A 26,693-nucleotide genomic window follows, 5' to 3' on the forward strand; every position below is an offset into this window, starting at 1 on the left:
CCTTCGACAGCAAAACAGATAGCTAGATTCAGGTGATTATTAAATAGGGGTGAGCGAGTGTTTAAACGTTATATTTGTAGTCTATTATGTGTACTGATGTTGCTGGGTCCATGGAGCACATGGGCATATGGGGCAGAGGGGAAGGGAACGGAGACAGCTTCTCAGTCTTCTTCATCCTCCGCGCCGCAGATTATTACCAGAGCGTGGCTTGCGCAGCAAACGGGCAAGGATCAGACTTGGGTCAATGCACAGTTATCCAAGGGCTATACCTTATATGATATTTATAAAGCATGGCAAAAGGATGGCGGGGAAAATTCGCTACCTGAACAAAGTCCGAGCTTGTGGGTGCAGCCAAATGGACTTGAATTAAGCGCAAAAGCGAAGACGGAACCGTCCGATGAGTCGGCTGACCTAAAGGTAGGTGAAAAGCTCGCTCAGGCCGTTCAGGATGAAGAAACGGTTCAACAGCAGCCGAAAGCTGAGAATGAGGGGGAATCGACGAAGCCGAGCACGACTGAGGTGGATGTACCGTCGGTCCCCAATGTAAGTGATTCTGTGTATACACCGATTCCAAGAGAAAACGGTCTGATCGGGCAGGATTTACTCAAACAAAGTTTGTTACAGATGTCTGCTACATTGGCAGTGTACGCTCCTTTGGATCAGACGGCGCTTGCACAAAGCAGGCTAAGTGATGATACTTCGCGTTATGGGCTGGATTACGGTGACAACAGTGTGTCCACCGCTTCTGGACAGCTTGTCGTTCAAAATACGGACTTGGTGCTGCCGGGTTCATTACCCTTTGCACTGACTCGTGTGTATAACAGTTCATTGGCAAATAACCAGATTGGCGTGCAGCAAAACGATGGAGTGTATACAAATACAAGTGCCATCCGCGAGGAGGAAGCAGCTTCTGGTCTGGGACGAGGCTGGAAATGGGATCTTCCCCATATGCAGAAACAGGACGGGAAACGGTATTTGTATATGCCAGGAACAGGCTCCTATGAAATGAAAAATGATTTGCAGCTTGAAGGATATGCATACAAAGATCTGAAGATCAATTCAGATCAAAGCGCAAGCGTGCAGGGAGTAAGCAGTAAATACAAAATAGCAGTGCTGAATGGAAACGATTATTATCTGGATCAGGACGGTTATTTGATTTTAATCCAGGATGCGTATAAGAATCGGGTGGAATTTGATTATACAAGTTCAGATGGTATAAAACGCATTCGTTCGATTCGAAATAATGATGGTAGAGAGCTTGACTTCACTTACAATGCCGGACAGCTTGCTGTCAAAGAACAGGGCACGGACCATCAGTACACCTATCGTCAAAGTGGCGAGGGAAGCAGCAAGGTGCTGTCAGAAGTGCTGGATTCCCTGTCACGAAGCACAAGCTATGCGTATACATTCATGGATGCTCCGTTTAATTTGGTCGCAGATGGTGAAGGAAAAGCCGGAGCCTTACAGCAAAATACAACAGCGTTGCTTACACGAATTGTACGACCTGCTTCATCCATCACAGACATTCGTTACGAAGCGTATAACAAGCAAATAGGTGTATACGGTACACAAGGCGTGTTTAAAGTGGTTTCACGCGCAGATATGTACAGTACAACCGCAGGCAATCGTTCTTTAAATAAAATGGATTTCACCTACTCGGGAGAAGATCTAGCCAGCTATGGCAAAAATGCTGAATGGACGGTGGTTGCTACTGGAACACGTACAACGGAAACCTTCCATTTCGGTAAAGTCTTTAGAGGAGATAACGCACCCGACAAGCTTGTTCTAAACCGCTATGATCAAGAGGGTGATTCTACCGGCTATCATATAGACTACACGTATAATGATGCTATGGGCTGGAACTTGCCCGTGCAGATGCGGGAGACTTATACGGAGAGCGGTTCTTCATCAGAACCTGTAACGACCTCCTATGACTACAATGAATATGGTCTTCCTTTGAAAATGTCCCAAAGTACGGGAGCAGAGACCGTTCATACGTATAGAGTCTCTAATGAGCCTTTTTTCTGGGTGCAGCCCGTTCAGACGGTTACCAAAATAAGTGAAGAAAAAAGCTTGACGACGGTAAGAACCTATAAAACAGAGGGCACATTGTATGAGTTAAAAAACTATGAAGGAACAGATCAAGGCAAGCTTTTATCGCACAGCTATACTTTTTACAATGCAAAAGGGAACGTGAGCGGCAGGAAAGTTCTCATCGATAACAGAAACTATACGGATGTTTCTATTGATTATAAATCCCCCTATGGTTCACAGCTCCCGACAAGGCAGTTGCTTCCCAAAGGTGTCGAGTATACGTATGATTACTATCCGACCGGCGAAATCAAGTCCCAAACAGATGCCAAGCGTAAAACAAAGTCCTATGTGTACGACGCATCGGGACGTGTAACGAAGGTTACTTATCCAGATGGGACTCAGACGGTTGTGGAATATAAGGATGATACGAACGATATTACGGTCACCGGACCCGATGGCGTAAGCGTGGAAAGACTGTATAATCCATTCGGACAGATGCTTCTGGAGCAGGTGGATGATGCAATCTACGGGTATGGGTATGATGATAATGGAGATATGGTAGAAAGCACGGATGCCGAACAAGCAACCACTCGCTACGCCTACGATGCTTTTGGACGATCTGTAAAGACGACCTATGCGGATGGAACAACAGATACCGTGGCGTATAATGCAGTGGATCGTACCGTTACTCAGACGGATGCCTCTGGCTACCGTGTACGTGAGGTATCGGATGCTTTAGGTCGTGGGATTTCCACACAAGAAGCTAAAAATGGATCATTTCAGCCGCTGGAGTCGTTAGCTTACAACGATGCGGGCATGGTCATCAGCCGGACGGACGGTAACGGCCAACGTATGCTCTATGATTACGATGCTCTGGGACAAATGACCTCGGTTACAGATCCATCCGGACAGCAGGTCAGCTATATGTATGATCTGGCCGGAAATTTGAAGACCGTTCAGTATCCTGATGGGCAAAAGAATGTGTATTCCTATGACGAGCTGGGCAGACGTACGTTACTTGAAAAAGCAAGTGGGGGAACCACGCTAAATATTTACGATACAGATGGAAACATCACCCGTATGCTGACAGGAAAATTGCAAGCGATCACCTTTCAATATAATGCAGACGGGTTGGTTACCGAAGCAGCGGGACCAGATTTTAAAACCAATTACACCTACGACAATGCAGGACGAAGAAAAAGCATGACAGATGGGCAGGGAACGACCTCCTATGCCTACGATCCAGCAGATGGATCGTTGACCGGGCTGAAGTACCCGGACGGCACCCAAATCAGCTATGAATATAACAAGCAGTCTCGTACAGGCTATGTGCTGACAGATGCTTCCGGGACGTCTATGCATGTCCAGTCCAAACTGGACAGCTTGGGCCGAGTTACTCAAATGGACATTAGCAGTGGAGCCAGTACAGCAAACGTACAGAGTCTGGCAGGAGCCAGTGCTGCTTCGGGCGGTTCACTGGATAGCATGACGTTTGATTATGCTCCGAACGGGCTGCTGAAAGGTCAGGCTTCAAGCAGAGGGCTGAGTACTCGCTATAGCTACAATGGACTGGACTTGTCCGGTGTTACGGTGGAACAAGGTGGTACGGCATTACACCAATTTGGGTATGATCGCGATGGGAATAAAAACATCATCGGACGTACCCAAAACGGAACAACGGACCAATTTGGATATGACCCGTCAAACCGAATTGCCAGCGAAGCCGCAGGTGAGAAGAACAAGACCTACGGCTACGATCCGAATGGAAACCGAAGCGCCGAAGGTAGCGGCAAAGTGTTCGGTATGGAAAGCGCTAGTTATGGCTATGATTCCGTCAGTCGTCTAACCAATGTGAGCGGTGAAGGCACAGAGGTCAAATACAGTTATAACGGAGACGGGCTGCTGTACGAGCGTACAGAGGGCGGCAAAACAACCCGGTATTACTACGACGAAGAAGCGAAGCTGATTGCAGAAGCTGAGGTCGTAGGCGGAACAGCGAAGATTATGTACGCTTACGTGTATGACTTGTCCGGTCAACTGTGGGCCAGACAAGATAAGGCAAGCGGGCAGTTGCAATATTATCAGCTCAATGGCCACGGTGATGTGGTAGGCTTGAGTGATAGTACAGGCAAGCAGCTGAACAGTTACACCTACGACATTTGGGGTGGCCCGGAGACGGTGAAAGAGACCGTACCGAACGTGCTGCGCTATGCTGGCGAGTATTGGGACGACACGACCGGGCTCCAGTACTTGCGGGCTCGCTGGTACGATCCGGGCACAGCCCGTTTTATGGGCGAGGATACGTATCAGGGGGAGATAAACGAGCCGCAGAGTTTGAATGGATATACGTATGTGCATAACAATCCATTGACAAACAGTGATCCAACCGGGAATTGGTGCACAGCAACGGTTAGGGGGAAATATTATTCTCACCCTGGATATTGCAGTGGCTCAGGTAAAAATGCAGACTATATTCCAGATTCCATTTCCATTAATTTTGGTCGGTCTATTTACGCTGCCGGAGTGAAACAAGGTACATGGTATCCTAAAGGCGCGGCTCGTGTTAAATGGGATAAATCAGGTATATCTGATGCAGTTATGGGTTGCTACTATGATGTACAGTGTGCAAGTTTTGTAAGTGGTTCCCTTGTAGAAGGACCTGCAATAGCAAAAATAACTAAAGGTAAAAGTGCCAGTACGGGCAAAACAGTAAAAGATATTATTAGTAAATGTAATTGCTTTACAGCAAGTACGAAGGTTCAAACAGACGAAGGGGAGAAGCCTATAGAGGAAATCGAGGTTGGTGACAAAGTCCTGGCCAAAGACGATGAAACGGGCGAGATGGGATACAAGGAAGTTGAATGGCTCTTCCAACGTGACGTTGAGGAAACGTATAATATTACTGTTGGTGGTGAAGTCATAACAACTACTGACGAACATCCGTTTTGGATTATCGGCAAAGGTTGGATGGAAGCACAGAATCTTGTGGTGGGTGATGTTCTGACAACCTCCGATAGTAAAGAATTAGCCATTCAAAAGATTGAGGTTAAGAAGGAACACAGGACTGTCTACAACTTTAAAGTAAAGGACTTCCATACGTATTTTGTCTCGAATCTTGGAATTTGGACGCATAATAAATGTGGTTTTGAAAATAAAACAACAAAAGGATTCTGGAAATCATATGATAAACTCTCGAAGGAGATACAAAAGCAGGCTGGCGAGAAATTTAAATTATTTAAGGAAAATCCTGACCTTCCAGGATTAAACTTTGAAAAATTAAAGGGATTTGATAATAAATATTCTGTAAGAATTAATGACCAATATAGAGCAATAGGGGAACTGAAAAATAACGTTATGACGTGGACTGGAATAATTCCACACACTTACAATAAGTTAAAATAAGGGTGTTGATTGCATGGGTTGGAAGCATGTAGTTGTTGAAGGGTATTGTTTATTCGAAAGTACTGACAAGTCTTTGAAACCACATTGTTGTAAGTATACTCCAGGAGATATTGGGGTGCATTGTCTTAGTTATGATGAAGCAGAAAAAAAAATCTGCCCACATTTTGGATTTGGTACAGCCAGAACATCATTGATTTTAACTGATGATGATGGAGAAGTTAAAAATGCGGCAGTTTTTAGCTCAGAAAAAAGTATTGGAAATGCAAAGGAATGGTTAAAAAAGGAAAAGGACTGGATTGGTAAGTGGAGTAAAAAGATATCGGAAGAAGAATTTGATTAATATTCACTTGACCTTAAGGGAAATTTCCTTTAAGGTCTTTTTTTACCCTACCTAGTGCCGAATGAACCGGGCGGCACGTCCCGAAAGAACTTAACCCTCATCACCCCCGTATGATATTCCTCTAGCATGCCTGTACGCACAGAAATGTTTAAATTTTATCACCCAAATAACACATTAGCGTTACAACTAACGAGTCGATTATGGTCAGATACCACCATAATTGACCTGTTTTTTGTTATCTTCGCTTTCTCGCAGTTTTTTGAAAATATTCGTAACTGTAGAATGCCTCGTCCCGATAGAGAGGCTGAGAAGGTAATGAATCGCATCTTTTAAGATAGATACAACCACCATGAAGAGTAGGGGCGGTTATATCAATTAATTTGATATTGTCCGCAACTGAAGTTAACGGATACTTATATTACACAAAGTAAAGCATTTGAGACTATCAGCCAATATGTGGGCAAAAACTATTCTAAGGTTACTGATAAATTTGGATATACACGATATATCAGTGAAGATGGGAAATATGTCGCCAGATATGGCTATAAACAAGGTAACAATCAATATGAACTAAATTTAGAAATTTGGAAAAATGGAAATGCTGTCAGTAACTATCACATTGTTGTCAAATAAAAAAAGGAGGAATTCGTATGATAAGACCTGTACTTAAAAGTATCGACTGTATAGGAAACCCAGACACGTCGAATGATTTTGTTATAGGTGCAACAGCTTATATTGGAGAAGAAAATAGTGAAGGTGTGGACTATTTCCACTTTCGAATAATGACACCAACAAGACTACTTGCCGTTTTAGAAGAAGACAAGTTTTTAGATGGGAGGGCGACATTTATAGTCAATGAATTTGATTTGTCACTAGTGGAAAAGGAAATCAATAAAATTTTGGAAGATTGTATCCGCCGCACTTGGGATGACGTGGCAAAGGCTATTAACAGACATTTAAAATGGGAATACGATAACATTCAATACGAGACACTTGATGAAGCGATGGCAAGGTTGAACAAGGAAAACTGATATCAGAGAGACCTTGAGGAATTAAACTCCTTCAAGGCCTTTTTTATATCCACCGCAACCCAGTGCCGAATGGACTGAATCAGTTCTTACAATTAGACTAATGGTCGTTCCCACGATAACGATTTCCCCATTTTAAGTGTAAGCACATGGAAAACTCTAATATTTCTAATATTATACCCAATCCGCATATGATACGAGAATGCTACGGGCTGAGCGTGAATGAACGAGGTGTATTGCTTAATATCCTGTCATCTAGGTGAGAACGATGAAGCGTTCCCCTCCCAAGAAACGATTGCATGTAACTTGGGCATAGTGAGTCTACTATAACGGAGACGGGCTGCTGTACGAGCGTACAGAGGGCGGTAAAACAACCCGGTACTACTACGACGAAGAAGCGAAGCTGATGGCTGAAGCTGAGGTCGTAGGCGGAACAGCGAAGATTATGTACGCCTATGTGTATGACTTGTCCGGTCAATTGTGGGCCAGACAAGACAGGGCTAGCGGGCAGTTGCAATATTATCAGCTCAACGGTCACGGTGATGTGGTAGGCCTGAGTGATAGTTCGGGCAAGGAACTGAATAGTTACACCTACGACATCTGGGGTGGCCCGGAGACGGTGAAAGAGACCGTACCGAACGTGTTGCGCTATGCTGGTGAGTATTGGGACGACACAACCGGGCTTCAGTATTTGCGTGCTCGCTGGTATGATCCGGGCACAGCCCGTTTTATGGGCGAGGATACGTATCAGGGCGAGATTACGAGTCCGCTGAGTTTGAATGGATATACGTATGTGCATAACAATCCATTGACAAACAGTGATCCAACCGGGAATTGGTGCACAGCAACGGTTAGGGGGAAATATTATTCTCACCCTGGATATTGCAGTGGCTCAGGTAAAAATGCAGACTATATTCCAGATTCCATTTCCATTAATTTTGGTCGGTCTATTTACGCTGCCGGAGTGAAACAAGGTACATGGTATCCTAAAGGCGCGGCTCGTGTTAAATGGGATAAATCAGGTATATCTGATGCAGTTATGGGTTGCTACTATGATGTACAGTGTGCAAGTTTTGTAAGTGGTTCCCTTGTAGAAGGACCTGCAATAGCAAAAATAACTAAAGGTAAAAGTGCTAGTACGGGCAAAACAGCAAAAGATATTATAAGTAAATGTAATTGTTTTACAGCAGGCACTAAGGTTCAAACAGATGAAGGAGAGAAACCGATTGAGGACATTGAGGTTGGGGAATGGGTTCTTTCCAAAGATGAGGCAACGGGTGAGGTAGCTTATAAAGAGGTCACGGCTACGTTTAATCACGAGACGGATGAAATTTACCAAATTAAAGTGGGTAACCAAGTCATTGAATCGACCTTCAATCATCCTTTCTATGTGAAAGGCAAGGGATGGACGTTTGTCAAAGACCTTAAAATTGGTGACTTGCTTGTTCAGAGTGACGGGAATACACTTAAGGTAGACAGTATTAAAGTGGAACACAAGCACATCACGGTTTACAACATGACTGTTGATGAGTTCCATAACTATTTCGTTAGTGACCTTGAGATTTGGGTGCATAATACTGGGCCATGTTTTACAAATATTAACTTCAAAACTAATTTATATAAGCGTTATGAAGATCATATGTTCTCTCTGGATCATATTAAGGGTGGAATCATGAAATTAGGGAAGGAAAGAGAATCTATCTTTAATAGTGTGACCGGTAAAATTGGCTCTGTTAACCCTAAGAAAATCCAACAGGGTTCGAATCAAATGTATTCAAACATTAATGGTTACGATGTAACAATAAGATTTTATGCGGATGCGAATGGCACAATAATTAATGTTGACGCATTTATGGGAAAAGCTACACGGGTAATCGGCAACCTTATTAATTAGAAAAGGGTGATAAAATGAATGATTTGACCCTTCAAGGTACTGTTATGCAATTAGTTAAATCACCCAACGAGTTTACACTTGAAAAAGCTGAAGAGTTACTTTTGGATTATCTTAAGAAAACGCCTGAAGATATTGATGCTTGGGCGAGGGTGGTTATACTTGAAACATTGACTCCATTAGGGGACTATGCACGAGCAGTATTATTATTGGAATTAGCACTTAGTAATCATCATGATAATCCCATATTCACAATTTTGTTATCATTTTTCTCTGAGTGGTTTCTAGGAGGTATGAGTGAAAACCAATTAGGAAACCTATTGGAATTAAAAAAGAAATCTGATAGTTCAACGAATGCGATTATCTTATATTTACTTGCATGGCATTATAAGTCTATTGACTCAAAAAGGTTTATTGAACTCTTAAATGAATCTATTAGCATATGCAATCATCATGTAAAAAACTTTGTTGATTTGGGGCAACACTATTTACAACAAGGAAAAACTAAAATAGGTAAGCAATTAGTTGAACAGGGGCTAGCAAATGTCAAGTTAGTCTATAAGGAAGATGAAATAGACAAAAACTATGATGCACTTGACGTGACGAGATTTATTAACGAACGAATCACTGGAATATTTATAACGGAAGGCACTTATCATTCGATTGCTCAGTTACTATAAGATTCAATTGGAAGACCAAGTCAAGATAATTCTTGCTTGGTCTTTTCTTTTCACCTACCCAGTGCTGAATGTTCTCTAATTCAGGCTATAGGAATTAGTGCAGCAATTGGAATAGAGGCTAGTAAAACAAAAGTAGATACAAATACTACTCTTAAACCTAGAACAATTTATAGAAGTGGGAGTGGTACGAATGTAAATCTGACGCCAAGAACTGTGGATACATCTGGACTTTCTTATTTTCTAAAAGTGGTGGGGGATAAAGGCACTCTTACTACTGTAGAAGCAGTCAATGCAACTGGTGTACTCAAAGCAGTAATAGATAACCCCGCTACGGGGCATGTTTCGGTTAGTGCCATTGATCCTTACGAGCATAAAATGTGGATAGCTTCTAGAGAAAAAGCTAACGAGTCGCCTTATTATTTAACTGAGATATTAAAAAGTATATCAATAAAATACTGATTATTTGAGAGGGGTTATATGGTGAGATCGCAAGACTTTATTCCTAGGCACAAATCTGATTTTAATAATATAAATCAGTTGAAACGTTTAGAAAAAGAACAAATTAGACCCATAATAGCTGAACTTTTTACTTGGTTAAAAGATAGTAATTGGCCAATTTCATCGGAAATTAGAAATATTTTATTTCAGTTTGACATGGATTTAGTTCCAGACTTGAAAAAAATATTAAAATCTGATGATAGTAATTGGAAGTACTTTATACTCGAAGATTTTTGCAGATATCTTCCTAATAATGTAATTGGAGAGATAGCATTAGAGCTAGAAGAACTTAGTATGCATCCCAGTTTGGATGATAAAATGGAAGAGGTAGATCGGATTGCTGGGGAGATTTTAGAGAGTTTAAATAATGGTTAAGAAATTATTCTGCTAACCTTGAGGATCATGCTTAGTTGAGACCATATAATTGTGTAAAAAGGGCTTCCAGAAAATGAAGGGAGAGCCGTATTCAAAGCCCTCAGTTAGAATGGAGTTGTCGAGACAAACATTCTATAGAGCAAGTTGTGCAGGAAGTTTGGTGCTACGATTTCCCCGGATTCGGGACGCAGCTTATGTACCGAACGGTTTGCTTGATACCAGCGAAGTGAATAGGCATTTGTATATGACGTCCGGCCAACTGTGGGACAAGGAAAGTGGGTAGTTTCAAAATTACGAACTAAATGGCCACGGTGATGTGGTAGGCTTGAGTGATAGTGCAGGTAAGGAACTGAACAGTTACACCTACGACATTTGGGGTGGCCCGGAGACGGTCAAAGAGACCGTACCGAACGCAGTTCCTTCGAAAGAACAGCGATAACGTATGTTCAACCAAGAAAGCAGCCCTCATCCTTGAAGGTGTTCAAGCAGACGTGAACACGAAGCGGAACGGTCAGGAGCATCGGGATTTCCTTGTCCGAAGCCATGTGAATCAAATCCGTGACGTTCATCGTGAAATGAGCGATGTGGAGAATCACATCCGAGACATCATGCAGAAGCTAGACTTCAAGCTGAACACCTTTACGGGTATTGATAACGTAACCGCTTCGGCTATCGTGGCTGAAATCGGAGACATTAGCCGATTTACCAGTGCTGACAAGCTAGCCAAGTATGCAGGTCTTACGCCAAGCCAAATGAGTAGTGGCGGCAGGGGCAAAGACCGTAATCAACGGCAGGGAAACCGAGTCAAAAACGAGCTTTTATCGAAACGAATTTCTGACATCCTGAATTCGAATCATGGGGTTGAGGGGTTGCCGGAAGTACTTAATACTTATCCATGTTGTGAATTTAAGACACTTCCAACAAAGGGTGAATACGATATCTGCCCAGTTTGCTTTTAGGAAGATATGGTAACACAGATCCTCTGAACTGTAGTTCACCTAACCTTATGACACTTGCACAAGGTCGTGAGAATTTTACTAAATTTGGGATGGTGAGTGAGTCCTCTACAGATGCGAGATTTTAATTTAAGAAGGGATACGACACTCTTCTCCGTTAATACCTTGTGCATTAGCCGGTTCCCTGTCTTTGGACACAAGATAATATCTGAACAAAACAAAGGAGTTCTCAGTCCGATGAAGGTCGGGAGCTTCTTTGTTTTGTTTCTCAAGGTCATGTCGTAAGACCTGGACAGAACCAACCTATAATAATTTTTCTAACTGAGATATTCGGCTTTGTAACACGCCAAGCCATTCGGCATGTTCGCTCTGCTTGGCTTCTGGATGTTCAAGCATTAGTTTCCGTAAATAATCCACCTTTAGTTTCCTAAGCAAAACCTTTAGATTGTCAGGTGATCGAAATTCATGGCATTTTATAAAATGAAAGTGCTTACAATTTGGTGTCCACAATTAACCAACAAAGAGGCCGAAAGGGGATTGTCTGGCATGGCAAGCAAAAGATTCGGAATGTTGGGTCTGGTATTCATCATGATGGTATCTATGATCACTGCCTGCTCGGGAAGTGCAGGCAAGGAGGCTGCGTCGGGAGATAGCAAGGAGAAGGTCACGTTCACGTATTTTAATGCCAACGCCGGCAAGGACATCAATACGAATGAGACGCGGATCGGCAAAATTCTGGAGGATCAGACGGGCGTAAACTGGAAGCTGGAGCATTTGGTGGGGGATGCCAACACGAAGATCGGTACGTTTATTGCCAGTAACGATTACCCGGACGCCATTGTGCCTGAGGGCACGATTGATAAGCTGCTGGATGCCGGGGCCTTTATTCCCCTGAATGATTTGATCGATAAATATGGACCGAATATCAAGCGCGTATATGGACCGTATTACAACCTGATGAAGGCGGAGGACGGGAATATTTATTTTTTGCCGCTCAGCGCGGTGATAGGCGATTATTTGCCTGCGCCTAACGTGGAGCAGGGAGCCTTTTGGGTGCAGCGCAGGGTGTTGAAGGAAGCAGGGTACCCAAAAATCAAAACGTTCGACGAGTATTTGGCTCTGATTCGCAATTACGCGAAAAAGCATGCAGACGAAGGCTTGACCGGGTACTTGTCGCTAACCACGCAGGATAAGTTCTTTGCTTTTACGAACGCACCCATGCACCTGGCAGGTTATCCGAACGATGGCGGCACAATCATTGATATGAAATCGCATCAGGCCACGGATTATGGGGATGAGGAAATCACGAAACGGTATCTGAAGGCGCTAAATCAGCTCAATGCGGAGGGCCTGTTTGATAAATCATCCTTTGTGGACAATTACGACCAATACTTAGCGAAGCTGACCTCGGGCAAGGTGCTGGGCTTTTTTGACTACCGCTGGCAGGTAGGGCAGGCGTTGAATAATCTTCAGGAAGCCTCCAAGCAGTCGGGGAATGATGATTTGGAGTATTTAGGGTTGCCCGTTGTATACGATCAAAACATTAAGGATCAGTACCTTGATCCTCCATCATTCATTAATAACCGGGGCATTGGAATTACGGTCAGCGCCAAGGACCCGGTGCGTATGATCAAGTTTTTTGACAACCTGCTGACAGACGAAAATCAAGTGTTATCCCACTGGGGAGTTAAGGGCGAAACCTATGATATAGATGAAAAAGGGCGCATGTACCGGACGAAGGAGCAAATCAGGCAGACAACGCTGGATGCGTTCCGCGAGTCCTTCGGGTTCAAATATTTTGAATATAATTGGCCGCGATACGGCAACGGCTCCTCCCTGCCTGACGGCAACTCGGTCAGTCCGGGCCGGCAGCCTGAGGTTGCGCGTATGTCCTACACTGAAGGAGATCAAAAGCTGCTAAAAGTCTATGGTGTAGAGTCCTTTTCGCAAATGTTTTCCGCACCTGACAAGCGCCCATGGTATCCGGCCTGGAGCATCCCGATTGCTCAAGGCTCACCTGCGCAGCTCTTCCAGCAAAAGAAGGGCGACCTGCAGCGCAAATATTTCCCGCGTTTGGTGTTGTCCGCACCGGGGCAGTTTGACGCGATTTGGAATGAATATACTACTGAATTCAACAAGCTGGATGTGAAGGCGTATGAGGAACTGATCACGAAGGAGGTTACAAAAAAAGTAGATATTGCCGATAAAAAGTAAAGGAGGAAGCATCTATGGGCCGCACGACAGTTGCCACGACCTCCCCGGACCCTTTGCCATCCTCACGGCTAACCGGCTTTAGGGGATTTATGCACAGACTGAATCAGCAGCGGGCACTGGTATGGATGTCCGTTCCTTTTTTAATCTGGCTATTTATCTTCAAGTATTTACCCATCTGGGGCTGGACGATTGCCTTTCAGGATTTTAAGCCTGCCCGTAAGCTGATTGATCAGCAATGGGTCGGGTTGAAGCATTTCCGTTTTCTGTTTCAGGATGAACATTTTTTGCGGGTGATGCGCAATACGCTGGCGATGAGCTTCATTAACCTTGTGCTGGGCTTCGTTACCGCTATAACATTGGCGATTTTGCTGAATGAGCTTCGTCAGATTGTGTTCAAGCGAGTGGTGCAGACGATCAGCTACTTGCCGCACTTTATTTCGTGGGTGGTGGCGGCCAGCATTATCAGTACAGCGCTGTCGGCGGACGGCGGCATTGTCAATGAGGTGCTGATGTGGCTTGGACTGATCAAGGAGCCTATCCTGTGGCTGGGAGAGGGAAGCTATTTTTGGGGAATTCTCGGCGCATCGGAGGTATGGAAAAATGTCGGCTGGAACACCATTATTTATTTGGCCGCGATGACGATGATTGATCCCTCGCAGTATGAGGCGGCTGAGATCGACGGAGCAGGGCGTTTTCAGCGGATTTGGCATGTGACATTGCCGGGGTTAAAGCCTGTATTCATCATTCTGCTCATTATGAACATCGGCAATCTGCTGGAATCCGGCTTTGAGCCGCAATATTTATTGGGTAACGGCATGAACGTCGACTATTCGGAAAATCTGGACATCTTCGTGCTGAAATATGGTATCCAGATGGGCAATTTCTCGCTTTCGATTGCTGCCGGGATGTTTAAAACAGTAGTCAGCTTTATTTTGCTGTTTAGCGCCAATCATATTGCGAAGCGGTTAGGGGAGGAGAGATTGTTCTAGAAAAGAGTGAGTTACGGGGGGGAGAAGGTCGCTTCGCGTGCAGATTGTTCTTCCGATCGCTGTTATCCCCGGATTCCTTTTTATCATAAAACATTAGAGGTTGGAATCCGGGGATAGCTTATGCTTACGATGCGAGCTTTCCTCTGGAAAGCTTTTAGCCGAACGCTACCGCTTCTCCAGAACAATTCTGCCCGCTCCGCTGCTACCCGCCATAAAGTCACTTTTTTATAGAACTGAGGGTTGGGGCAGGGAAGGGCTTAAGGGAAGGCGCGTGGCTCGCGCTTCCTTGGGGCAACTGCGTCATGATGGCTGGCTCAGCTTCGTTATCGCTTGTTCTTTTAGGGGTGAGCTAATGGTGGCGATAGCAGAAGGTGCTTGCTCTTGCATACTACAGGTAAAGGGGGGATTTTTAACAGGCCGATTCGCGGACCTTATCAAGATCTTATAAACGAGCTAATGTACAACTTCTAATAACACTAATAATTCACAATAGTCCACTCCAATTGCCACTAATATAACCACTCAAATAACAGTTCCCAAATAACAACACCAACCAGCTTCAAAAAAATGAATTGAATTAGGGTGCCCAGCCGGATGGCCAGGCTATTTTTTAGAAAGGGGAGGAAGTCATGGGCAAAGGGAAGGCCTTGCATGGGCGATTTCGGGCGCCCTCGGATCGGATTTTTGATGCGTGCAATATGGTGTTTATGTTGTGTCTGATGGTGGTAACGCTGTATCCGTTTTTGAATACCCTGGCGGTTTCGCTTAATGAAGCAAATGATTCGATTCGGGGAGGCATTTATTTGTGGCCGCGTGAATTCACGTGGAGCAATTATGAATTTGTGTTTAAGGAAGCGACGATTTTCCATGCTACATTGATTTCTGTACTGCGTACGGTTGCGGGCACGGTAACCTCGGTGTTCTGCTGCGCGATGGTAGCGTATACGATCAGCCGGCCGGAGTATGTGCTGCGCAAATTTGTCTCGATTGCTTTTATTTTGACCATGTATTTTAACGGTGGGTTGATTCCGAACTTTCTGCTGGTACGGGAGCTGGGGATGCTTGGCACCTTCTGGGTGTATATCGTGCCTGGGCTGATCGGAGTGTTTAACGTCATTGTGATTCGATCCTTTATTGAAGGATTGCCGGAAGGGATTTTGGAGTCGGCGCGTATTGACGGGGCCGGGGAGTTTGCCACTTTTGTGCGCATTGTGTTGCCGCTCTGTGTACCGGTACTGGCGACGGTGTCCCTGTTCACGGCGGTCTCGCAATGGAATTCCTGGTTCGATGTGTTTTTGTACAATTCGTCGTATGAGCAATGGAGCACCCTCCAGTATGAGCTGATGAAAATCCTACAAAATTCCAATACGTCCGTGAACGCTCAGGACTATGCCAGCCAGTTCGCAGGCTCGGAAAATATGGCGAAGGCGGTTACTCCTACTTCCATTCGGGCCACGATGACGATTGTCGCTTCTGTGCCTATTATTTTGGTCTACCCATTTTTACAAAAATATTTTGTAAAGGGAATGACTCTGGGAGGGGTCAAAGGATAAAGCAACTGAAATTCACTGGTACAAAAACGAATTCAAAAAAATTGAGTATTGGAGGAATTGCTTTGCGGTCATATAGGTATACAACTTTTTGTGTGATGCTGTCTGGGGCACTGTTGCTGCCTGTCGCATGGAGTGGAGGGGCCGTAGTGAAGGCGGCTCCGTCTGTGGAACATTCCCCGCTGGTTTCGAAGACCATGCTGGCGACGGCGGGTGTGAATAAAACGATCGGGACATATGGATTTGAGCAAGGAAACAGCGAGGGCTGGAAGCCGCGAGGGGGTAATACCCAAATTGCATCCGTCTCGGAGGCTGCATACGGCGGCACGCACAGTCTCAAGACAACTTCCCGCACGGCTAACTGGAACGGAGCGGAGCTGGATGTGAAGCCGCTTTTGCAGCCGGACGTAGAATATGAAATCAGTGGATATGTGAAGCTGGATGGCAAAGCTGCGGTTCCAAGCGTGATTAAGCTGACGGTGGAGCAGCAGTCGACAGGCGGGTCTACAGAATGGAAGACAGTAGCACAAACGGAGACAGCAGATACAGCGTGGGTCAAACTTCAAGGGAGATATAAGTTTACCGGGAATATGGATGCATTGAAGCTGTATATCGAAAACTCGAATCCTGCACAGGCATATTATGTGGATGAGGTGGAAATCAGACAGGTGTCGGAAACGCCAGTCACTCCATCTCCAACGGAACCGACCGATGGTATCGTATCCGCCGGTTTTGAAGAGGGTACAACTCAGGGCTGGGTATCCCGTTTAGGGTCCGAGAAGGTGCAGGCTTCGAATGCCGATGCGCGAACCGGCTCGTACAGCCTGCTAACTACAGGCAGACAACAGGCATATGCCGGGCCTAAGCTGGATGTGACAGCCAAGCTGCAAAAGGGCAGCCAATATACGGTCAGTGCCTGGGTGAAGCTGGCGCCCGGCGAGCAGCCTGCCAAAGTGAGACTTAGCGTGCAGCGCGATTATCAGGGTAAAAGCGCGTATGAAACGGTGATAGGCGATACGGCGATCACGACAGGGGGATGGGCGCATTTGTCGGGAACGTATACGCTTGCGCATGATGCAGATGCAGTTTCTATGTATTTGGAAACGGCAGCAGGAACATCCTCCTTTTATATGGATGATTTTGAGCTGTCTCTTGTGCCTCCGCTGGCTATTGAGAAGGATATCCCCTCTTTGCATGGAATATATCAGGGGCAATTCAACATTGGTACAGCGATTATGGCATTTCAGACCGAAGGGGCTTACGGTGAGCTGGTACAAAAGCATTTTAACAGCATCGTGGCAGGAAATGAGATGAAGCCCGCCTCCTTGCAGCCGTCCGAGGGACAGTTCCATTGGGAAGAGGCGGACAAGATTGTACAATTTGCCAAACAGCACGGACTGGCGATTCGCTTCCATACTTTGGTATGGCATAACCAGACCGGGGACTGGATGTTTAAGGATAAGAATGGACAGCCGATGACACCGACTCCCGAGAATAAAAAGCTTTTGCTGGATCGACTGGAGACGCATATTCGTACAGTTGCAGCCCGTTATAAAAATGATATCACCGACTGGGATGTGGTGAATGAAGTCATTGATCCTGACCAGCCGGGCGGTATGCGCCGCAGCATGTGGTATCAGATTACCGGTACGGATTATATTGAAAAAGCGTTCCGTGTCACGAGGGAAGTAGTAGGCCCTAATGCCCGGCTGTTCATCAACGATTACAACACGGATGAACCGAAAAAACGGGATTTCCTGTACAATTTGGTGCGTGATTTGCTCGCTAAAGGAGTACCGATCGATGGTGTAGGTCACCAATCGCATATTCGCCTGGAGTTCCCTTCTATTAGCCAGATTGAGCAATCCATCGAAAAGTTTGCTTCGCTCGGCCTGGACAACCAGATCACGGAGCTTGATATGGGCCTCTATTCCAATGATACGGATCGCTACGAAACGATACCTGAATCCATGCTGATCCGGCAGGCTCACCGCTATCGGGAGTTGTTCGATATGTTCTCCAGACAGCAGGAGCATATCAGCAATGTGACCATTTGGGGTACGGATGACGGAAATACGTGGCTTAGTAATTTCCCGATTGCCCGGCTGGATAAGCCGCTGCTGTTCGACGAACGGTTAAAGGCCAAATATGCCTATTGGGCGCTGGTTGATCCGTCCAAGGTTCCGGCGCTGTCAGCGGGAAGTAACAAATAACTGGGTGAAAACGGGTGAGCAAAGCTATGCGGTCTCGCCCGAACGCAATGGCGGTTTCACCGGAGCATTAATTGGCATGTAATCTACGAAGGTATAGGCTTGATAAAAGGGTAATTGCGGAAAAATAGAGAACAAAAGCAGGCTGTCCTTCACATGTTTTGACATGTACGAGACAGCCTGTCTAGATATTGCAGGGATAATCGTTCTATTCCAAATTGGCGTGTTGGCCAAACATTGATTCCGAGGTCAGCTTGCGCAGCTTCATCGTTTTGAGCACCAAGGCGTCACCGTACAGCAGCAGGGTTTGCTCGAACAATGAGCCCATGGGTTGAATCGTCTGGTAATCCTTGTTGGCCGGGTCCTTGGGGGCGCCGGGCAGCTTGACGATAATGTCAGCCAGCTTGCCAATGGTGGACTCTGGAGAAGTGGTTAGAAGCGCCAGGGAGGCCCCGAGCTTCTTCGCTTTTTCCGCCATGGAGGTCAGGCTTTTGGTTTCGCCTGAGCCTGAGCCTATAATCAGCAGATCACCTTCACCCAAGCCGGGCGTTACGGTTTCCCCAACCACGTATGCTTGAATTCCCATATGCATCAGCCGCATCGCCAGCGAACGGATCATGAATCCTGAACGGCCCGCCCCGGCGACGAACACCTTGTTCGCAGCGGTGATGGAGTGAATCAGCTGTTCCGATTCCGCATCACTGATCAGTTGTGGAACCAGCTGCAGCTCCTTGAGTACCTGGGATAAATATTGAGAGGTTTCCATTGGAATTAACCTTGCTTGATGAGCTGCTGCATTTGGGAAGCTACAGCTTTTTTGTCATCCTCGCCAGTGATTCCACCGCCAACAATAACCAAATCCGGTTGAGCTTTCACTACCTCAGCCAATGTACTCAGCTTAATGCCGCCAGCTACGGCTGTTTTGGAGTTTTTTACGACTTTTTTGACCGTTTGCAGTGCTTCAAACGGACTTTCTCCTTCCGCTTGCAGATCGTAGCCCGTATGCACACAGATATAGTCTACGCCGAGTGCGTCGATTTCTTTGGCGCGTTGCTCCAGGTTTTTAACGCCGATCATGTCCACCAGGATTTTTTTGCCGCCCTGTTTTTTAGCCTCTTCTACGGCGCCTTTGATCGTTGCATCTTCAGCTACAGCCAGAATCGTAACGATATCTGCACCAGCTTCGGATGCTTTTAGCACTTCATAACCGCCTGCATCCATCACTTTGAGGTCAGCAAGCACTTTCAGATTCGGGAATGCTTCCTTCATTGCTTTTACCGCATGAAGTCCTTCATTGATGACAATCGGCGTACCGATTTCGACGATATCAATATATGACTCTACTTCCTTTACCAATGCAATACCTTGCGGGATATCTACTAAGTCTAAAGCCAGTTGAAGTTCCATGTTATTAACTTCACTCCTTTGGTAAATTTGTATTTGATCAACGGGTACATGCTTTGTTGAGTGCTGCTTATTCTGGATTCCATGCACAGGTCTGATTGTAAGGCCACGATATCCGCTTGAAAAGTACGCACTAATTCGTAACGTAGTTACCCGGACGATACTGTAGCTTTCTAAAACCACCTGTGAGGAGGGGCCTGTGGGAACCAACTATTCGCAGCCTGTTTAACCGTACACAGCATTGTCAGGTTGCAAAAAAAATAATTTTCCTATTATTGAATTGACTTCGAGTAAGTTTTTGACTATATTTGTAATATACTGGTATGCAAAAATATAGAAATTAGCAGCATAGGTGCCCCTGAAGAATAGTGATAGGCTAGGAGAAACCGTAATTTTCAAGTAGGGAGGCGGGTTTTAGTGGAAGAGGTCCTGAACCAAAGGGAGGCCATTTATTTGTTGTCGGACAGCCACGAACTCGATAAAGCTTGTGAGTTGTTTAGACTCAGCTACACGCATAATGATTGGGATGAAGCGAACAAGGTTGCAGACTATATGCATACGTTGGCAGCAAGCCTGTATCATGCCCAACTGAGAAACGCTGCGGACGGCATATACGAGACACTGGACACCAAACACCCGCTGGTGTTTTATTATGCTTACAGCTATCTGGCTAAATCTATTTATTATCAAAATAAGGGCAAGTATCAGGAAGCCAGAGATTATATTATGAAGTATGGCGAAATGGGTTGGTTTATGGGGCTGGATCAGAGCGGTCAAGAAGAAGTGGAGAGATTCCGATTTCTCGCCAAAGCCAATTTATATACCATTGAATTACTTTCGGGCAAAAGGGAGCTTGTGCCTGAATATGTTCAATTTCTTCACAATAATGACGAGGAAATACTTCCAGGACTGATTGGTATTGCCGAAGCGGCTAATTTGAATAATTGGGATATAGACGACCTGCTGAACGATTTTGCTGACGATATCGAGATATTTGAAAGTTATGAAGATAGAGGGAACCGCGTATATTATATAAAGCTGGTCAACCAGTTAGCTATTTATTATTTCAAAAAGCAGCAGTACGCCGTTGCTTTGAACTATGTCCTTGTCTCCCTGCAATTTTCAGTTAGTGTGGAAGCAGATGCTGATTTCAGGACGCTGGTTACTCTGTTTGAGGCTTATCGAGATTTGGCAACACCGTCACAGCAAGAGCAATATCAAACCATTTTATTAAGGGGGATTCATAATGAAAAAGGCATTAATCTCGGTAACTATGGTCTTGGCGTTTCTTAGTATTACTCTTCCGGTAGCAGATGCAGCAGGAGGATTAAACCCTCTGCATCCTTCAAATCATGGTGTCTTTTCTCATCGTAGTTGAGCTTTGAGTTTCCATCATGAGGAGGTCCGGCAGGGCCATTGACAATAATGGGAGCACACTTTTACGCATGTTGCGTTCAGTGGGCTCCCCTTTTTTATGCCGATTATTTATTTTACGATATACGACGTCAGATTATTGGCTAGCTGCTGCATGGTTTCACTTGCCGCGCTGTTCGAACAATTGAACGATTTCAACAATTACCTTGGCCGCAAGCACCATGTTGTCCACCGATACATATTCAAACTTACCGTGATAGTTCTCTCCACCCGTAAAAATATTCGGTGTAGGCAGTCCCATATAGGACAGTTGTGAACCGTCTGTACCGCCGCGGATTGGCTTGATAATAGGCTCAATATTCAGCTTTTTCATCGCTTCATACGCAATGTCCACGATATGTTTGACAGGCTCGATTTTCTCCTTCATGTTGTAATACTGATCTCTCAGCTCCAGCGTAATGCGATTTTCTCCGTAAGCGGCTTGCAGCTCTTTGACCACGTTCGTTAAATAAGCCTTCCGGTTTTCAAAGCTCTTACGGTCAAAATCACGGATAATATAGTACAGCTTTGCATGCTCTGGCGTGCCTGTGGATTCCAGCAGATGATAGAAGCCATCGTATCCGTCCGTATATTCCGGGGCTTCATCCACAGGCAGACGGCTATGCAGTTCCATGGCAATTTTGGCGGCATGAATCATCTTGTTTTTAGCTGTGCCGGGATGGACATTCACCCCGTGAATGGTAATATGGGCGGCTGCCGCGTTGAAACTCTCATACTCCAGTTCTCCGAGCGGTCCACCATCCACGGTATAAGCATATTCAGCACCAAAAGCAGCTACGTCAAAGCGTTCCGGTCCTCTTCCAATCTCCTCGTCCGGTGTAAAGGCAACGCGGATCTTGCCATGCTGGATTTCCGGGTGATCTATCAGGTAGTGTATGGCTGTCATGATTTCTGCGATCCCGGCTTTGTTGTCTGCTCCAAGCAGGGTGGTACCGTCTGTGGTGATCAGGGTGTGGCCTTTATATTGCGCCAGCTCGGGAAACTCACGTGGAGAAAGCACCACATCAAGCGACGCATTCAGCGTGATATCTCCTCCGTCATAAGAGTCTGTCAGTTGCGGTTTTACCCCTGCGCCAGTCAGCTCGGTTGCCGTATCAAGGTGTGCGAGAAAGCCAATGACGGGAACCTCTTTATCCGTATTGGAAGGAAGGGTCGCCATCACATAACCGTTATCATCAATGGTTACGTCCGTCATGCCGATGGTTTTTAATTCATCTACCAGGAGATTGCCCAATGTGAGCTGTCCTGGTGTGGTGGGGCAGGTGTGGCTGCTTTCGTCGGATTGGGTATCTACCTGAACATAAGTGGTCAGGCGGTCGATCAGTTCCTGTTTCATGTGTATATCCTCCTTGGCGTCATTACTGATATAATGGGAATTTTCCAAAACTCTAATGATATATATTTTATCATGATTGGACTTATATATGAAAAAAATGGGTTGGGCTTTTCAGATGATGGGTTGTGTTGCACGGGTACGACGGGTAAGATAACAGTAAAAGGACGTAAAAATGAAGTAAAACCATTAAAGGAGTCTGCAATGCCTACGTTAAAAGATATCGCTCAGGAGGCTGAGGTTTCTATATCCACGGTCTCCCGAGTACTGAATTATGATGAAACTTTGTCGGTGTCAGAGGAAACGCGGCGTAAAATTTTTGAAGTTGCCGAACGGATGAAATATACGACTGTTAAACGTAAAAATGGCGGTATCGGCCGTCAGCCCCGCAAAAAGGCGGAGGGTCCGATCCGACTGGGGATGGTGCACTGGATGAGTGCATACGAGGAATTGGAGGACCCTTATTATCTGTCCATCCGGTTTGGTGTGGAAAAAGAGTGCCGCCAAAGCGGGGCGCAGCTGGAGCGCATTTTCAGACGGGAAGATTTGGTCGCCCTGAAGACTTTGTCTGAAGGGCTGCACGGGCTAATTGTGCTGGGACATTTTAGCAGCCAAGAGGTAGAGCACATGCTGGAGCTGCCCGTTCCTTGTGTCTTTCTGGATCACTCGGTGGAGCGCATGGGCGCAGACTATGTAGTCATTGACCTCGCGCGCGCTGCAGCCGATGCACTGGATTATTTGATGGACGCGGGGCATCGTCATATCGGATATGTGGGCATGGGGCGGGATGAACAAGCCCATGATGCTGGACTGGCAGAGCTGGATGCCCGCTATGAGACTTTTTTGCAGTACAAGGAGCAGCACGGATTATGTACATCGGATGACGTTCATGAGTGCGGCGGAACGGCGGCAGATGGCTTTCGGGCGATGGAAGCTGCGATCCTCGCAGGCTCGGAGCATCTGCCTACGGCTTTCTTCATTGCGAGCGATTCAGTGGCTATTGGAGCATTGAAGGCGCTGGAACAGCATCGTATTGCTGTCCCGGAACGTATCTCAATCGTTGGCTTCAATGATATTCCGACAGCCGAATATTTGACTCCCTCCCTGACAACGGTCAAAACGTATACCGAGCTGATGGGAGAGACAGGCGTTCAGCTTTTGCTGCATACGGTGCGTAACGGTCCGAACGAGGTGGGGCGGAAGGTTACCATTCCGACCGAGCTGATGATTCGCAACAGCAGTGCGCCGCTGCATACCTATACCCAATAAAATGATGTTGATTTGAACAGCTCCAGTTTACCGGAGCTTTTTTTTACTATGAGCAGATACAAAAATAGAATTGACAATTGTTTTGTAAATGCTTACATTAGGAATATATTTATTTTACTAAGTTTTACTCGTTATTTTTACTTGAATATTTTACTCTATATAAGAGTAAAAAATAAAAGGTTGAGGTGACTGCCCATGCGTACCATTTTGCCGTTGAATGACCAGTGGTTTTACCGTCCTGAATATGTCGAGAGTGAAGTAAATGCAGGGATTGATGTGAGTCGGTATGAACCCATTCTGCTGCCGCATACCAATGTGGAGCTGCCGTATAATTATTTTGACGACAAGGCGTTTCAGTTTGTTTCCACATACAAAAGAAAACTGGATGTTCCGGCAGATGCCAAGGGTAAGCGGGTGTATGTCGATTTTGAAGGGGTTATGTCCTATGCACAGGTATATTTGAACGGAGTAAAGGCGGGTGAGCATAAAGGCGGCTATACACCATTCAGCATTGAATTGACCGAGCTTGCTGAATATGGCGGTTCCAATATGCTCACGGTTGTCGTCGATTCTACGGAACGGGACGACATTCCTCCCTTTGGGGCAGTCATCGACTATCTGACCTACGGCGGCATTTACCGGGAGGTGCAGCTGCGAATCGTCGAGCCTGTGCATTTCGGAGCGGTATTCGTCCAGACGCCGGAGCCGCTCGCGGCGAGCAAAGCGGTACGTGTGACCGTCGAGCTGGAGGGAATGGATGCTCAGCAGGATGATCTAGCGGTCGGCTTACGGCTGCTGGATGGAGACAGCTTGAAGGCGGAGACCGGACCGACAGCAGTGACTGCGGGCGATATGGCACTGGAGCTGAAAGAGCTGAACGGTCTACAACTGTGGGAGCTGGACGATCCCAAGCTGTATGAAGCAGAGCTGACGCTGCTGCGTAACGGGGAAGAGCTGGATCAGCTGACCGTGCGCTTCGGGTTCCGCGAAGCCGAATTCCAGCCGGATGGATTTTACCTGAACGGGCGGAAGCTCAAGCTGCTCGGCTTGAACCGCCATCAGTCTTACCCGTATGTCGGCTATGCGATGCCCAAAAGAGCGCAGCGACGTGATGCCGATATACTCAAAGAAGAACTGGGTCTGAACATGGTGCGGACGTCGCATTACCCGCAGTCCCGTCATTTTCTGGATCGTTGTGATGAGATTGGATTGCTCGTTTTTGAGGAAATTCCGGGCTGGCAGCATATCGGCGGTGAAGCCTGGAAGGAACAGGCAGTAAAGGACGTAGAGGACATGATTATCCGTGATCGCAATCATCCATCCATCGTGATCTGGGGTGTACGGATTAATGAATCGCAGGATGACCATGATCTGTACGCCCGTACCAATGAGCTTGCACGCAAGCTGGACCCGACCCGCGCTACGGGCGGTGTGCGTTATATTGTAGGCAGCGAGCTGCTGGAAGATGTATATACGATGAACGATTTTGTTCATGACGGTGGGCATAAAAAATATTTGGCGAAGGAAATTCGCAATTTCGATACGTATGATGATACAGAGGGCGTAGATGGTGAAACGACAGGCTTGCGCCAGCCGTCTTTTGTTACAAAGCTGGATCACCCGGTCCCTTATCTGGTAACGGAATATAACGGGCATATGTATCCGACCAAACGTTTTGATCAGGAGGAACGGGTGATGGAGCATGCACTGCGCCATACACGAGTGCAAAATGCCTCCTATGCCGATGAGGGCATTGCCGGAGCGATTGGCTGGTGTGCTTTTGACTATAATACACATGCCGACTTTGGTTCTGGCGATAAAATTTGCTATCACGGTGTCATGGATATGTTTCGTCTGCCTAAATTTGCAGCAAATGTGTACCGCAGCCAGAAGCATGCCGAGCAGGAAATTGTGATGGAGCCGGTTACGTATTGGTCCCGTGGTGAGCGAAATATAGGAGGCATCGTGCCGCTGGTCGTGTTCACCAATTGTGATGAGGTGGAGTTTATCTACGGTGATGAGCGCAAGGGAGTTTATCGTCCGAGCCGAGAGAAGTACCCGGCGCTTCCACATCCTCCCGTCGTTATCGACGAGCTGACAGGCCAATGGGGCATGAAGTGGGAAGATGCGGTGCTCATCGGGTATGTGGACGGTCAAGAAGTGATTCGCAGACGCTACTCTCGTAATCCGGTGCCGACGGAGCTGCGGGTGTCCGCAGACGATACCGTGCTGGAGGCGGGTGATTGGGACGTGACGAGAGTGGTGGTGGACGCTTTGGACGAATACGGCAACGGCTTGCCGTTCTATGCTGATCCCGTTTCGGTGGAGGTCGAGGGAGTGGGTGAATTGATAGGCCCATCCAGCTTGGCGCTCATTGGCGGGCGTATTGCGTTCTGGATTCGTACGAAGGGTGAGGCTGGCAATATTTGCGTGAAGGTTTCCGCCCCTTCCCGTTTTAGTCCGCAGGAATTGAGCATTATCGTAAAATAAGGATACAAAGGCAATATACAAATGGCTTTATACTCTAGGTAAGTTTCCATTATTTAAAAGGGGTTGTCCGCAGGTTCTGCAAGAATCTGAGAGGGCAACCCCTCTTTTGTGTATTTTAAGGTGCGTTAATCTATAAATCTCGTAAATTGTGTCTTATTCCTGAGTCAATTAACAATTACGTTCATAGGTTGGAAGGCATAGAATACACTATCGAACGCAAGGGAGGTGAGTTCTATGGCGATCCTTTTACCTTCGCAAATCTATAATCTCGCTGCGGGTGTGGGTAAATCCTTTTTTGAAAACTTGAATGGCGGCAGTAATGCTACAATTACCGTGAATAATACGGGTGCGAATCCGGTTAATCTTGTCGTTACCCGTGTTAACGCACCTGTGATCACGTATGTTATCCCGGCAGCCAACAGTCTTACGTTGGAAGTTGCTCTGCTGCTGGTAGCCGCTCTCCAAGCTACCGCAGCCGGAGCTGTAACGGGCACGATCCAAATTGCTACAGCTGATTTTTAATCTGTGACGACTGATCCTCTAACTCTGGCTTGCTGCAAAGTGAGCTAGAGTTTTTTTGTTTATTTGAAACTTTC

At 46.2% G+C, this 26,693-nt stretch carries 20 protein-coding genes; 16 read left to right on the forward strand and 4 right to left on the reverse strand.

Annotated elements, in window-relative coordinates:
• The first annotated feature begins 57 nt into the window (after positions 1-57).
• From B4V02_RS00830 to B4V02_RS00890, 12 genes are all read left to right on the forward strand, one after another.
• Positions 58-5,436 carry a polymorphic toxin-type HINT domain-containing protein gene (locus tag B4V02_RS00830; RefSeq protein ID WP_244188426.1) on the forward strand — a complete coding sequence of 1,793 codons (5,379 nt, stop codon included), beginning with the start codon at positions 58-60 and terminating at the stop codon, positions 5,434-5,436.
• 13 nt (positions 5,437-5,449) lie between these two features.
• A complete protein-coding gene (locus B4V02_RS00835) occupies positions 5,450-5,776 on the forward strand; it encodes a hypothetical protein (protein ID WP_157739689.1) in 327 nt (108 codons plus the stop codon).
• 650 nt (positions 5,777-6,426) lie between these two features.
• Positions 6,427-6,807, forward strand: coding sequence for an Imm8 family immunity protein (locus B4V02_RS00840; RefSeq protein ID WP_094153426.1), 381 nt, complete (start codon positions 6,427-6,429; stop codon positions 6,805-6,807).
• Positions 6,808-7,210: 403 nt separating this feature from the next.
• Positions 7,211-8,698 carry a polymorphic toxin-type HINT domain-containing protein gene (locus B4V02_RS00845; RefSeq protein WP_341865688.1) on the forward strand — a complete coding sequence of 496 codons (1,488 nt, stop codon included), beginning with the start codon at positions 7,211-7,213 and terminating at the stop codon, positions 8,696-8,698.
• A gap of 14 nt (positions 8,699-8,712) precedes the next feature.
• The gene (locus B4V02_RS00850) at positions 8,713-9,375 is read left to right on the forward strand and encodes a hypothetical protein (protein ID WP_094153427.1); all 663 of its coding nucleotides are present in this window, start codon (positions 8,713-8,715) and stop codon (positions 9,373-9,375) included.
• A gap of 36 nt (positions 9,376-9,411) precedes the next feature.
• Positions 9,412-9,834, forward strand: coding sequence for a hypothetical protein (locus tag B4V02_RS26250; protein ID WP_208618699.1), 423 nt, complete (start codon positions 9,412-9,414; stop codon positions 9,832-9,834).
• An 18-nt stretch (positions 9,835-9,852) separates the two neighbouring features.
• Positions 9,853-10,248 (forward strand): DUF5071 domain-containing protein, encoded by a 396-nt coding sequence (locus tag B4V02_RS00860; RefSeq protein ID WP_094153428.1) that lies wholly within the window; start codon positions 9,853-9,855, stop codon positions 10,246-10,248.
• Positions 10,249-10,739: 491 nt separating this feature from the next.
• Positions 10,740-11,207 (forward strand): transposase, encoded by a 468-nt coding sequence (locus tag B4V02_RS27155; RefSeq protein ID WP_425270780.1) that lies wholly within the window; start codon positions 10,740-10,742, stop codon positions 11,205-11,207.
• Between the two features lie 543 nt (positions 11,208-11,750).
• Positions 11,751-13,418 (forward strand): ABC transporter substrate-binding protein, encoded by a 1,668-nt coding sequence (locus B4V02_RS00875; protein ID WP_094156917.1) that lies wholly within the window; start codon positions 11,751-11,753, stop codon positions 13,416-13,418.
• Between the two features lie 14 nt (positions 13,419-13,432).
• Entirely contained in the window at positions 13,433-14,407 is a 975-nt protein-coding gene (locus B4V02_RS00880) for an ABC transporter permease (RefSeq protein WP_007432973.1), read from the forward strand.
• A gap of 629 nt (positions 14,408-15,036) precedes the next feature.
• On the forward strand, positions 15,037-15,960 hold the full coding sequence (locus B4V02_RS00885) for a carbohydrate ABC transporter permease (protein WP_094153429.1): 924 nt from the start codon (positions 15,037-15,039) through the stop codon (positions 15,958-15,960).
• A 62-nt stretch (positions 15,961-16,022) separates the two neighbouring features.
• Positions 16,023-18,170: an endo-1,4-beta-xylanase gene (locus tag B4V02_RS00890; RefSeq protein ID WP_094153430.1), complete on the forward strand. Its 2,148-nt coding sequence runs from the start codon at positions 16,023-16,025 to the stop codon at positions 18,168-18,170.
• Positions 18,171-18,194: 24 nt separating this feature from the next.
• Here the strand turns inward: B4V02_RS00890 and B4V02_RS25740 are convergent, their stop codons facing one another.
• From B4V02_RS25740 to hxlA, 3 genes are read right to left on the reverse strand one after another with little or no spacing between them, the layout of a single operon-like run.
• Positions 18,195-18,335 (reverse strand): hypothetical protein, encoded by a 141-nt coding sequence (locus B4V02_RS25740; RefSeq protein ID WP_157739690.1) that lies wholly within the window; start codon positions 18,333-18,335, stop codon positions 18,195-18,197.
• 40 nt (positions 18,336-18,375) lie between these two features.
• Positions 18,376-18,933: a 6-phospho-3-hexuloisomerase gene (gene hxlB, locus B4V02_RS00895; protein ID WP_094153431.1), complete on the reverse strand. Its 558-nt coding sequence runs from the start codon at positions 18,931-18,933 to the stop codon at positions 18,376-18,378.
• A 5-nt stretch (positions 18,934-18,938) separates the two neighbouring features.
• A complete protein-coding gene (gene hxlA / locus B4V02_RS00900) occupies positions 18,939-19,574 on the reverse strand; it encodes a 3-hexulose-6-phosphate synthase (protein WP_007432969.1) in 636 nt (211 codons plus the stop codon).
• 414 nt (positions 19,575-19,988) lie between these two features.
• On the opposite strand from hxlA, the gene B4V02_RS00905 reads away from it, so the two are divergent.
• Positions 19,989-20,864, forward strand: coding sequence for a DNA-binding protein (locus B4V02_RS00905; RefSeq protein WP_094153432.1), 876 nt, complete (start codon positions 19,989-19,991; stop codon positions 20,862-20,864).
• Between the two features lie 241 nt (positions 20,865-21,105).
• On the opposite strand, the gene pepT is transcribed toward B4V02_RS00905, so the two are convergent.
• Entirely contained in the window at positions 21,106-22,341 is a 1,236-nt protein-coding gene (gene pepT / locus B4V02_RS00910) for a peptidase T (RefSeq protein ID WP_094153433.1), read from the reverse strand.
• A gap of 201 nt (positions 22,342-22,542) precedes the next feature.
• On the opposite strand from pepT, the gene B4V02_RS00915 reads away from it, so the two are divergent.
• The 3 genes from B4V02_RS00915 to B4V02_RS00925 all read left to right on the forward strand — a co-directional run bounded on the left by B4V02_RS00915 (position 22,543) and on the right by B4V02_RS00925 (position 26,619).
• Positions 22,543-23,607, forward strand: coding sequence for a LacI family DNA-binding transcriptional regulator (locus B4V02_RS00915; protein ID WP_094153434.1), 1,065 nt, complete (start codon positions 22,543-22,545; stop codon positions 23,605-23,607).
• A gap of 195 nt (positions 23,608-23,802) precedes the next feature.
• Positions 23,803-26,097 carry a glycoside hydrolase family 2 protein gene (locus tag B4V02_RS00920; RefSeq protein WP_094153435.1) on the forward strand — a complete coding sequence of 765 codons (2,295 nt, stop codon included), beginning with the start codon at positions 23,803-23,805 and terminating at the stop codon, positions 26,095-26,097.
• 234 nt (positions 26,098-26,331) lie between these two features.
• A complete protein-coding gene (locus B4V02_RS00925) occupies positions 26,332-26,619 on the forward strand; it encodes a hypothetical protein (protein ID WP_007432964.1) in 288 nt (95 codons plus the stop codon).
• Positions 26,620-26,693 lie beyond the last annotated feature (74 nt).

Origin of the sequence: Paenibacillus kribbensis, from assembly GCF_002240415.1 — a bacterium.
In the GTDB taxonomy this organism is placed as follows: domain Bacteria; phylum Bacillota; class Bacilli; order Paenibacillales; family Paenibacillaceae; genus Paenibacillus; species Paenibacillus kribbensis.